Genomic DNA, 10,622 nt, shown 5'->3' on the forward strand with positions numbered 1-10,622 from the left:
CCGCGTCGGCCTGGCCGCAGCGAGCGAGGAGTTCTCGCTCATGCTGCGCGACATGCAGACCCTGCAGGACCGCATCAAGCTGCTGCAGGAAGAGGTGGCCGCCGCCGTGAACGAGGACAACAGCAACAGCCTCTTCGTGCTGACCGTGGTCACCGTGCTGGCCCTGCCCATCAACATCCTGGCCGGCCTGTTCGGCATGAACGTGGGCGGCATACCGCTGGCCGAGCACGAGCACGGCTTCTGGATCGTGGTGTCCATCGTCGTCGCCTTCACCGTCATCGCCGCATGGCTGGCGTTTCGCAAGAAGCGGTACAGGGATTAGGGGACGTGTCAGGGAGTCTTGCAGAAGAACTCGCAAAATATCTCGCACCAAACGGATTTCATCTATATAAATCAGCTGCTTATATAGGTGATCAATGTCGCAAGAATTCCTGCTATACGACCATCCTGCCCAGATGGAGCCGCTGCTGCCGGGGGAACACAAGCTGGGCCCTTTGCTGGAGCTCTCCCATGACCTGATCAGGTTGGGTGAGCGGCTGGCCGGCCGCTACCGACCAGACACATTGCCAGGCCTGCGCCGGCTGCTTCGGGCCATGAACTCGTATTACTCGAACAGGATCGAGGGACAGCACACCTTTCCGCTGGATATCGAGCGCGCCCTGCACAACGACTATGCGCAGGACGAAGACCAGGCCCGCCGTCAGCGGTTGGCGCTGGCGCACATGGCCACTGAAGAGCAACTGGAGTACAGGTCCACGCAATGGACGAATGCGCAGGTCTGGACCCCCCAGATGCTGGCCGATATCCACCAGGATCTCTTCGCCCGTCTGCCCCAGGCCGATTTGGAGGCCGGCGCCCTTGGCGACGATGCCATCGAGCCGGGTCGATGGCGCACGCGGGAGGTTAGCGTGGGCAGGCATGCGGCGCCTGCAGCGGGGCAGTTGCCATTTTTTCTGGACCGCTGGTCGAGCTTCTACTCCGGCGTGCGCCGTGGCGAGTTGCAGTTGGTGGCCATGGCCGCTGCGCACCAGCGCCTGGCCTGGATCCATCCGTTCCGGGACGGCAACGGGCGCGTGGCCCGGCTGCATTCACATCTCGTACTAACCCACATGGGCCTGAGCAATGGTCTGTGGTCCCCCCTGAGGGGGTTCGCACGGTCGCAGGAGCGCTATTACGCCTTGCTTGCCGCCGCAGACGAGCCGCGCCGTGGTGACCTTGATGGCCGTGGCAATCTGACCGAACTGGGGTTGATCGAATGGATCGCATACGTGCTGGAACTGTGCATGGACCAGGTGAGCTTCATGGAGGGACTTCTGTCGCTGGACGGCATGAAGGAACGCATGGCGGCATGCCTTGCCTATGAGGAACGGGTGGTGCGCCAAGGCGTGCGCAGCGAGGCATTGCGCGCATTGCACTATCTTTTTGCGGCCCAGGCGGAGATGGATCGGGCCGACTTCAAGGCCATGCTGGGGTTGGGTGACCGGCTGGCCACCGCCCAGGTATCGGCACTGCTCAAGCGCGGCCTGCTGGAGACGGATTCACCGTATGGAAGAGTGCGCCTGGGCGTGCCGCTGCACGCCCTGCGTTTTTACTTCCCCCGCCTCTGGCCGGAAGCGGAGGCTGATTCGCTGTAGACGGCTCCTCTCAGGCCGCCGAAGCCCTTGCCCCGAACGCCATCGCCCGCAGCCTGCCCAGCAGCGGCCACACCAGCATCAGCAAGGCCAGCGTGGTGATGGTGCCCGACAGGCCGTTGTGCCAGAAGATGCCCAGCGCGCCCTGGCTGGAGAGCATGCTCTGGCGGAAGGCGTCTTCCATGCGGTCGCCCAGCACGATGGCCAGGACCATGGGCGCCAGCGGATAGTCCAGCTTCTTGAACACGTAGCCGACCACGCCGAAGACCAGCATGAGCCAGATGTCCGTGGCATTGCCGTGCACGGTGAAGGCGCCGATGGCGCAGACCATGAGGATCATGGGCGCGACGATGGAAAACGGCACGCGCAGGATGGCGGCGAACAGCGGCACGGTGGCCATGACGATGACCAGGCCGGCGATGTTGCCCAGGTACATGCTGGCGATCAGGCCCCAGACGAAGTCCTTTTGCTCGGTGAACAGCAGCGGGCCGGGCTGCAGCCCCCAGATCATCAGCCCGCCCAGCAGCACGGCCGCCGTGGCCGAGCCCGGAATGCCCAGGGCCAGCATGGGCAGCAGGGCCGAGGTGCCGGCCGCGTGGGCGGCGGTCTCGGGGGCGAGCACGCCTTCGGGGTTGCCCTTGCCGAAGCTGTCGGGGTCGCGCGAGAACTTCTTGGCCAGCCCGTAGCCCATGAAGCTGGCCGCCACGGCGCCGCCGGGCGTCACGCCCATCCAGCAGCCCACCAGGGCCGAGCGCAGCATGGTCAGCCAGTAGCGCGGCAGCCGGGCCCAGGTCCTGAACACCACCTTGAGGTCGATGGAGGCCTTCTTGCCCTTGAAGGCCAGGCCTTCCTCGATGGTCATCAGGATCTCGCTGATGCCGAACAGGCCGATCACCACCACCAGGAAATCAAAGCCGCGCAGCAGCTCGGTGGAGCCGAAGGTCATGCGCAGGTCGCCCGAGATGGTGTCCATGCCCACGGCCGCCAGCAGCAGGCCCACGGCCATGGCGGCCACGATCTTGGCCTTGGGCTCCTTGCCCATGCCGATGAAGGAGCAGAACGTCAGGAAGAAGACCGCAAAGAACTCCGGCGGCCCGAACTGCAGCGCGAACGAGGCCACGACCGGCGCCAGGAAGGTGATCAGCATCACGCCCGAGATGGCGCCGATGAACGAGCCCGTGAAGGCCGTGGTCAGCGCCGCCCCCGCGTGGCCCTGCTGGGCCATGGGATAGCCGTCGAAGGTGGTGGCCACCGACCAGGCCTCGCCAGGGATGTTGAACAGCACCGAGGTGATGGCGCCGCCGAACAGCGCCCCCCAGTAGATGCACGACAGCAGGATGATGGCCGAGGTGGGCGACATGCCGAAGGTCAGCGGCAGCAGGATGGCCACGCCGTTGGGGCCGCCCAGGCCCGGCAGCACGCCGACCACGATGCCCAGCAGGATGCCCGTGAGCATCAGCCCCGTGTTCTGCCAGGTGGTGACGGCCGCGAAGCCGTGCGCGAGGTATTGGAGTTCGTCCATGGTGTTGCTCCGTGGCGGCGACAGGGGTCAATAGCCGAGCCAGGCTTCAAGCGGACCCTTGGGCAGGGGCACCTTGAACTGGATCTCGAAGACGTAGAACAGCAGCACGCTGGTGAAGCCCGACAGCGCCACGGCCTTCCACCAGGGATAGCGGCCCGCAAACACCATGAAGCCCGTGATGAACAGCACCGAGGCCGCGTAGATGCCCAGCGGCGCGATCACGGCGATGTAGGCCGTCAGCGGCAGCAGCACCTGGGCCACGCGCTTGAGCTGCAGCCAGCTGGCGAACTGTTCCTGGCTGCGGCTGCGCAGCGCCTGCACGAAGACGGCGATGGCGCAGATGCCCAGCACGGCGCCCACGCGCAGCGGGAAGTAGCCGGCCTGCGGGCCGGTGTCGCCCCAGCCCGCGCCAATGCGCTGGTTGTCCCAGACCACGAGCACGGCCAGCGCCAGCAGCACGGCGGCCACGCCGTACTCCACATGGCGGCGGGACAGGCCGGGGGCCTGGGCTTCGGTGGCGGGGATGGATTCGGTGGCCGCGCTGGAGGGCTGGGCCGGGGCTGCTGCTGCCGCTGCCGCCGCTGAATTGGAGGAGGGCGGGGCAAGGTGGATGGCGGTGTCCATGGCGCGGCTCCTCACTTGGCTGCGGCGGCGGCCACGCTGGCCGACAGGAAACCGGCCTTCTTCATGATGTCGAGGTGGCGCGTCTCGTCCTTGGCCAGGAAGTCCACGAAGGCCTGCCCCGTCATGTACTCGGGCTTGAGCGCGTTTTTCTCCAGGTACTCCTTCCACTCGGGCGTGGCCACCACCTTGTGCATCACGCCCGCATAGAACTGCGCCTGCTCGGGCGTGGTGCCGGGCGGCAGGAAGAAGCCGCGCAGCATGGTGTACTGCACATCCAGGCCCTGCTCCCTGCAGGTGGGGATGTCTGACAGCGCCTGGCTGCCCGTGACCTTGGCCGTGTACTCGATGCGCTGCGTGTCGAACACGCACAGCGCCCGCACCTGGCCCGCGCGCCACTGCGCCATGGACTCGCTGGGGTTGTTGACGTTGGAGTCGATGTGCTTGCCCACCAGCTGGGTGCTGGCCTCGCCGCCGCCCTTGTAGGGGATGTAGGTGAACTTCACGCCGGCGGCCTGTTCCATGTTGGCGGTGATGATCTGGTCCTCGCGCTTGGAACTGGTGCCGCCCATCTTGAACTTGCCGCCGGCCTGCCGCGCGGCAGCCAGGTAGTCGGCGGGCGTCTGGTAGCCGGTCTCGGCATTGACCCAGAGCACGAACTGGTCCTGGGCAATCATGGCCACGGGATTCAGGTCGCGCCACTGGAAGGGCAGGGCCGTGGCCATGGGCAGGGTGAAGATGGCCGTGGAGGCCACCAGCAGCTTGTGCGGGTCGCGCGCCGAGGCCTTGACATCCAGAATGCCCTCGGCGCCGGAGGCACCGGCCTTGTTGAGGATGACCACGGGCTGCTCGATCAGCTTGTGCTTGGTGACGATGGCCTGGATCACGCGCGCCATCTGGTCCGAGGCGCCGCCGGCCGAGAACGGCACGACGAGTTCGACGGACTTGGCGGGCTTCCATTGCGCCCAGGCGGCAGGGGCGGCCAGGGTGATGGCGGCGGTGGCGGCGAGGGTGGCGACGGCAGTTGCCGCCAGGCGGTTGCGGGGCGATGTCATGTCTCTTGTCTCCTGTTGTTTCCTGGTATTGGTGCAATCCACGATCAAGGGGGCGAGCCATGTGCTCCGGCTCTGCCAAGGGTTTTCGGCGCGGGGCCGATGGGTTCAGGCGGCCTTGCGCAGCGCCCCGGCTGCGGCGTGGGCCGCGAAGTAATCCATGGATGCCTGCACGCCGCTGCCGGCCAGCCGGATGCCTGACAGCTTCAGCCCCATCTCCACGCCCGCCACCATGGCCAGCAACGTGAGGTCGTTGCTGTCGCCCAGGTGGCCCATGCGGAACATGCGGCCCTTGAGCTTGCCCAGGCCCGCGCCCAGCGACAGGTCGAAGCGCGTGTGGATCAGGCGGCGCAGGGCGTCGGCATCCACGCCCTCGGGCGTGATCACGCCGGTGAGCACGGGCGAGTAGACCTGCGGATCGGCGCACTGGATGGGCAGGCCCCAGGCCTGGACGGCGGCGCGCACGCCGGCCGCCCAGCGCTGGTGGCGCGCAAACACCGTATCCAGCCCTTCGGCCAGCAGCATGTCCAGCGATTCGGACAGGGCGTACAGCAGGTTGGTGTTGGGCGTGTAGGGCCAGTAGCCGGTCTGGTTCATCTCCACGATCTCGTCCCAGGCCCAGAACGACTTGGGCAGCCTGGCGCTTTTGGCGGCCTCCAGCGCACGCGGCGACAGCGCGTTGAAGCTGATGCCGGGCGGCAGCATCAGGCCCTTTTGCGAGCCGCTGATGGTCACGTCCACGCCCCATTCATCGTGGCGGTAGTCGGCGCTGGCCAGGCCCGAGATGGTGTCCACCAGCAGCAGGGCCGGGTGGCCCGCCGCGTCGATGGCCCGGCGCACGGCGGCGATGTCCGAGGTCACGCCCGTGGAGGTCTCGTTGTGCACCACGCACACGGCGCGGATCCGGCGCTCCGTGTCCTTGCGCAGCCGCGCCTCGATCAGGCCGGCCTGCACGCCATGGCGCCAGCCCGGCGCCTGGGGCAGATGCTCGTCGGAGCCGCCATAGGACAGGAACTCGGTGGACAGGCCCAGGCGCGTGGCCATCTTCTGCCACAGCGAGGCGAAGTGGCCGGTCTCGAACATCAGCACATGGTCGCCAGGGCTGAGCGTGTTGATCAGGGCCGCCTCCCAGGCGCCCGTGCCGGAGGCCGGATAGATCACCACCGGATGCCGGGTCTTGAAGACCTGCTGGATGCCGGCCAGCACCTTGAGGCCGAGCTGGCCGAACTCCGGCCCCCGGTGGTCGATGGTGGGCAGGCTCATGGCCCGCAGGATGCGGTCGGGAACCGGGCTGGGGCCGGGGATCTGGAGGAAGTGGCGGCCCGTGGGATGGTTGTCGAGCGTGAGCATGGTGCGTCCTTTTCAAGGAAATGCCAGGTCGGTCTGCGGGGGAGGGTGTTTGCGAATTTTTGCATTCAAAATTCATAAACGCCTTGGTGATAACCATGAATGCATTGAGAAATGCTTGCGTAAAAATGAATGCAAAATTCATTAAACCAGGAGAATCCATGGCGGAGATCATCGAGATTTCGCGGCTTGCCCTGCATGACCAGGTGGCGGCGCGGCTGCGCACCTGGCTGGTGGAGGGGCGCATACCGCCCGGCGCCAAACTCAACGAGCGCGCGCTGTGCGAGCAGCTGCGCGTCTCGCGCACGCCGCTGCGCGAGGCCATCAAGCTGCTGGCCTCCGAAGGGCTGGTGGACCTGGTGCCCAACCGCGGCGCCGTGGCCGTGCGCCTGGGCGAGGCCGATGTGCTGCAGACCTTCGAGGTGCTGGCGGGGCTGGAGGGCATGTCGGGCGAGCTGGCCGCGCAGCGCATCAGCGAGCAGCAACTGGCCGAGGTGCGGGCCCTGCACTTCGAGATGCTGGCCAGCCATGCGCGCCAGGACCTGTCCGGCTACTACCGGCTCAATGCGCTGATCCACTCGGCCATCAACCGCGCCGCCGCCAACCCCGTGCTGGCCGAGACCTATGGCCGCATCAACGCCCGCGTGCAGTCGCTGCGCTTTCGCACCAACCAGGACGCGGCCAAGTGGAAGCGCGCCGTCCAGGAGCACGAACGCATGCTGGAGGCGCTGCAGGCGCGCGATGCCGCCGCGCTGCGCCAGGTGCTGGTGGCCCACCTGAAGCACAAGCGCGACACCGTCATCGCCCTGCTCAAGGCAGGCCAGATCTACCCACGAACCATGAACGAATGAGAGCTGCCATGCTGATGGAATCCACGCACCGCCTTGCCGCTTCCCCCGACGACACCGTGCCCGCCCCCGGCACCGTGCTGCCGCCTAACGATGTCAGCCAGATGCTGGCGCGCCGCCTGCGCTCGGACACGCGCGGCCAGGTCCTGTTCGACGCCGCCTCGCGCGGGCGCTATGCCACCGATGCCTCCATCTACCAGATCATGCCGGTGGGCGTCTTCGTGCCCACCTGCGAAGAAGACATCGCCACGGCCCTGCAGATCGCCCGCGAGCTGAAGGTGCCCGTGCTGCCGCGCGGCGGCGGCACCAGCCAGTGCGGGCAGACCACGGGCGCGGCCCTGGTCATCGACAACAGCAAGCATTTGCGCAACATCCTCTCGGTGGACCCTGATGCAGGCACGGCCGAGGTCGAGCCCGGCCTGGTGCTGGACCACCTCAACGCCCGGCTCAAGAAGCTCGGCCTGTGGTATCCGGTAGACGTATCGACCAGCGCCCAGGCCACGCTGGGCGGCATGGCGGGCAACAACTCCTGCGGCTCGCGCTCCATTGCCTACGGCAACATGGTGCACAACGTGCGCGGCGCCCGCGCCTGGATGGCCGATGGCGAGCTGCTGGACTTCGGCCCCGTCGCCCAGGCCACGGGCCGCGCGGCGCGCATTGCGCAATTCGTGCACGGGCTGGCGCAACAGCACCGCGAGGACATTCACGCGCACTGGCCCAAGGTCATGCGCCGCGTGGCCGGCTACAACCTCGACATCTTCGACAACCAGAGCGAGCGGCCCTACACGGCCGACGGCAGCGTCAACCTGGCCCATCTGCTGATAGGCGCCGAGGGCACGCTGGCCTACACGCGCTCGCTCACCCTGCAGCTCAGCGCGCTGCCGCGCGCCAAGGTGCTGGGCGTGGTCAATTTCCCCACCTTCCACGCGGCCATGGACTCGGCCCAGCACATCGTGAAGCTGGGCCCCACGGCCGTGGAGCTGGTGGACCGCACCATGATCGAGCTGGGCCTGGCCAACCCGGCCTTCAGGCCCACCATAGAGACCGCGCTCATCGGCCGCCCGGCCGCCATCTTGCTGGTGGAATTCGCCGGCGACGACCGCGCCGCGCTGCTGGCGCGGCTGCGCCAGCTGGTGGAACTCATGGGCGAGCTGGGCCTGCCCGGCAGCGTGGTGGAAATGCCCGAGGAAGCGGCCCAGAAAAACCTCTGGGAAGTGCGCAAGGCGGGGCTGAACATCATGATGAGCCTCAAGGGCGACGGCAAGCCCGTGAGCTTCATCGAGGACTGCGCCGTGCCGCTGCAGCACCTGGCCGAGTACACCGACGCGCTCACCGAAGTGTTCGCGCGCCACGGCAGCCGGGGCACCTGGTACGCCCATGCCTCCGTGGGCACGCTGCATGTGCGGCCCATCCTGGACATGCGCACCGACGGCGCGGCGCGCATGCGCGCCATTGCCGAGGAAGCGGCCGAACTGGTGCGCAAATACAAGGGCGCCTTCAGCGGCGAGCACGGCGACGGGCTGTGCCGCGGCGAGTGGATTGCCTGGCAGTTCGGGCCCGCCATCACCGAGGCCCTGCGCGCCATCAAGCAGCACTTCGACCCGGACAGCCTCTTCAACCCCGGCAAGATCATCGATACGCCGAAGATGGACGATGGCCGGCTGTTCCGCTTCGCGCCCGCCGATGCGCCCCGGCCCTACCGGCGCATTCCCATCACGCCCGTGCTCGACTGGTCCGCCTGGAACGTGCAGGCCGACCCGGTCACCGAAGTCACCACGGCGCCCGGCACGGGCGGCGACGTCACCGGCGGCTTTGCCAAGGCCGTGGAGATGTGCAACAACAACGGCCACTGCCGCAAGTTCGACGCCGGCACCATGTGCCCCAGCTACCGCGTCACGCGCGACGAGCAGCACCTGACGCGCGGCCGAGCCAACACCCTGCGCCTGGCCATCTCGGGCCAGCTGGGGCCGGACGCCTTCACCAGCGAGGCCATGCACGACACCATGGACCTGTGCGTGGGCTGCAAGGGTTGCAGGCGTGACTGCCCCACGGGCGTGGACATGGCCCGCATGAAGGTGGAATTCCTGGCCCACTACAAGGCCCGCCATGGCCACACGCTCAAGGACCGGCTGGTCGCCCATCTGCCGCGCTACGCGGCCACGGCCAGCCGCATGCCCTGGCTGCTGAACCTGCGCAACCGCCTGCCCGTGCTGCGCCAACTGGGCGAAAAACTGCTGGGCCTGTCCGCCAGGCGCTCGCTGCCGGCCTGGCGCAGCGACACCTTCTGGCGCGCGCCCGAAGCACATACCTTTCTTGACCGCGACCAGGCACTGGCCCGCGCGGCGGCCGGCGAGCGCGTGGCCGTGCTCTTCGTGGACACCTTCAACGGCACCTTCGAGAGCGAAAACGCCCTGGCCGCCGCCCGCGTGCTGCAGGCGGCCGGCTATGCGCTGCACACCGCCAGCAAGTCCGCCAAAGAGGGCGGCGGCCACCACTGCTGCGGCCGCACCTACCTGGCCACCGGCATGGTCGAGCAGGCCAAGGCCAGCGCCGGTGCGCTGATCAACGCCCTGGCGCCCCTGGCCCGGGCCGGCATCCCCATCGTCGGCCTGGAGCCCTCCTGCCTGCTGACCCTGCGCGACGAAGCCCTGGTCATGGGCCTGGGCGAGCCTGCGCAGGCCGTTGCCGCCCAGGCCCTGCTGTTCGAGGAATTCATTGCCCGTGAAGTCAAGGCCGGCCGCTTCGCGCTGCCGCTGCGCGCCGCCGAGGCGCCCATCCTCGTGCACGGCCATTGCCACCAGAAGGCCTTTGGCGCCGTCAGCCCCATCCTCGACGTGCTGCGGCTGATTCCCGGCGCCCAGCCCGAGCTCATCGAAAGCTCCTGCTGCGGCATGGCCGGCAGCTTCGGCTACGAGGCCAGCCACCATCAGGTCTCCATGGACATGGCCGAGGCGGCCCTGCTGCCGGCCATACGCCAGCGCCCCGAGGCCATCGTCGTGGCCGACGGCACCAGCTGCCGCCACCAGATCGCCGACGGCGCGGCGCGCGAAGCCGTGCATGTGGCGCGGCTGCTGGAAAGCCTGCTGGACGCCCGCTGACTGCCATCCTCCCTACCGCACAAGACAAGGCACTCTCATGAAGCACAAGCCCTGCCTGGACCTCCAGGACATCAAGGCCATCGCCCAGGCCGCCGAGGCGCATGCCACGGCGCGCGGCTGGGCCGTCAGCATCGCCATCGCCGATGACGGCGGCCACCTGCTGTGGCTGCAGCGCCTGGACGGCGCGGCACCGGCCTCGGCCCACATCGCGCCGGCCAAGGCCCACGCCGCAGCACTGGGCCGCAAGGAAAGCCGGCTCTATGAGGAAATGATCAATGGCGGCCGCACCGCCTACCTGAGCGTGCCCGCGCTGCAGGGCCTGCTGGAAGGCGGCGTGCCCATCGCCAGGGAGGGCCACTGCCTGGGCGCCGTGGGCGTCAGCGGGGTGAAGCCGGCCGAGGATGCGGAGGTGGCGCGGGCCGGCGTTGCGGCGCTGGAAACCGTTCCCCAGCTTTCGACCATCAGCCCGCGCTGGCTGACGCACCTGCTGCAATGGTCGCCGG

The 10,622-nt window shown here is 68.1% G+C and carries 9 protein-coding genes; 5 read left to right on the top strand and 4 right to left on the bottom strand.

Features of this window, described 5'->3' with window-relative positions:
• Positions 1 to 322, top strand: a 322-nt coding sequence (locus L995_RS28255) for a CorA family divalent cation transporter (protein ID WP_047474692.1), incomplete at its 5' end; no start/stop codon positions are given.
• Positions 323 to 416: 94 nt separating this feature from the next.
• A complete protein-coding gene (locus L995_RS28260; protein WP_047474694.1) occupies positions 417 to 1,634 on the top strand; it encodes a Fic family protein in 1,218 nt (405 codons plus the stop codon).
• Between the two features lie 10 nt (positions 1,635 to 1,644).
• On the opposite strand, the gene L995_RS28265 is transcribed toward L995_RS28260, so the two are convergent.
• From L995_RS28265 to L995_RS28280, 4 genes are all read right to left on the bottom strand, one after another.
• Positions 1,645 to 3,153: a tripartite tricarboxylate transporter permease gene (locus tag L995_RS28265; RefSeq protein WP_047474696.1), complete on the bottom strand. Its 1,509-nt coding sequence runs from the start codon at positions 3,151 to 3,153 to the stop codon at positions 1,645 to 1,647.
• A gap of 27 nt (positions 3,154 to 3,180) precedes the next feature.
• Entirely contained in the window at positions 3,181 to 3,777 is a 597-nt protein-coding gene (locus tag L995_RS28270; protein ID WP_082001652.1) for a tripartite tricarboxylate transporter TctB family protein, read from the bottom strand.
• An 11-nt stretch (positions 3,778 to 3,788) separates the two neighbouring features.
• Entirely contained in the window at positions 3,789 to 4,829 is a 1,041-nt protein-coding gene (locus tag L995_RS28275) for a Bug family tripartite tricarboxylate transporter substrate binding protein (protein WP_047474697.1), read from the bottom strand.
• Positions 4,830 to 4,934: 105 nt separating this feature from the next.
• Entirely contained in the window at positions 4,935 to 6,176 is a 1,242-nt protein-coding gene (locus L995_RS28280; RefSeq protein ID WP_047327241.1) for a pyridoxal-phosphate-dependent aminotransferase family protein, read from the bottom strand.
• Between the two features lie 158 nt (positions 6,177 to 6,334).
• On the opposite strand from L995_RS28280, the gene L995_RS28285 reads away from it, so the two are divergent.
• The 3 genes from L995_RS28285 to L995_RS28295 all read left to right on the top strand — a co-directional run.
• A complete protein-coding gene (locus tag L995_RS28285) occupies positions 6,335 to 7,024 on the top strand; it encodes a GntR family transcriptional regulator (RefSeq protein WP_047474698.1) in 690 nt (229 codons plus the stop codon).
• Positions 7,025 to 7,032: 8 nt separating this feature from the next.
• Positions 7,033 to 10,119 carry an FAD-binding and (Fe-S)-binding domain-containing protein gene (locus tag L995_RS28290; protein ID WP_047474701.1) on the top strand — a complete coding sequence of 1,029 codons (3,087 nt, stop codon included), beginning with the start codon at positions 7,033 to 7,035 and terminating at the stop codon, positions 10,117 to 10,119.
• A gap of 37 nt (positions 10,120 to 10,156) precedes the next feature.
• Positions 10,157 to 10,622, top strand: a 466-nt coding sequence (locus L995_RS28295; RefSeq protein ID WP_231574551.1) for a heme-binding protein, incomplete at its 3' end; no start/stop codon positions are given.

The organism is Delftia sp. ZNC0008 (assembly GCF_000799035.1).
GTDB lineage: Bacteria > Pseudomonadota > Gammaproteobacteria > Burkholderiales > Burkholderiaceae_C > Comamonas > Comamonas tsuruhatensis.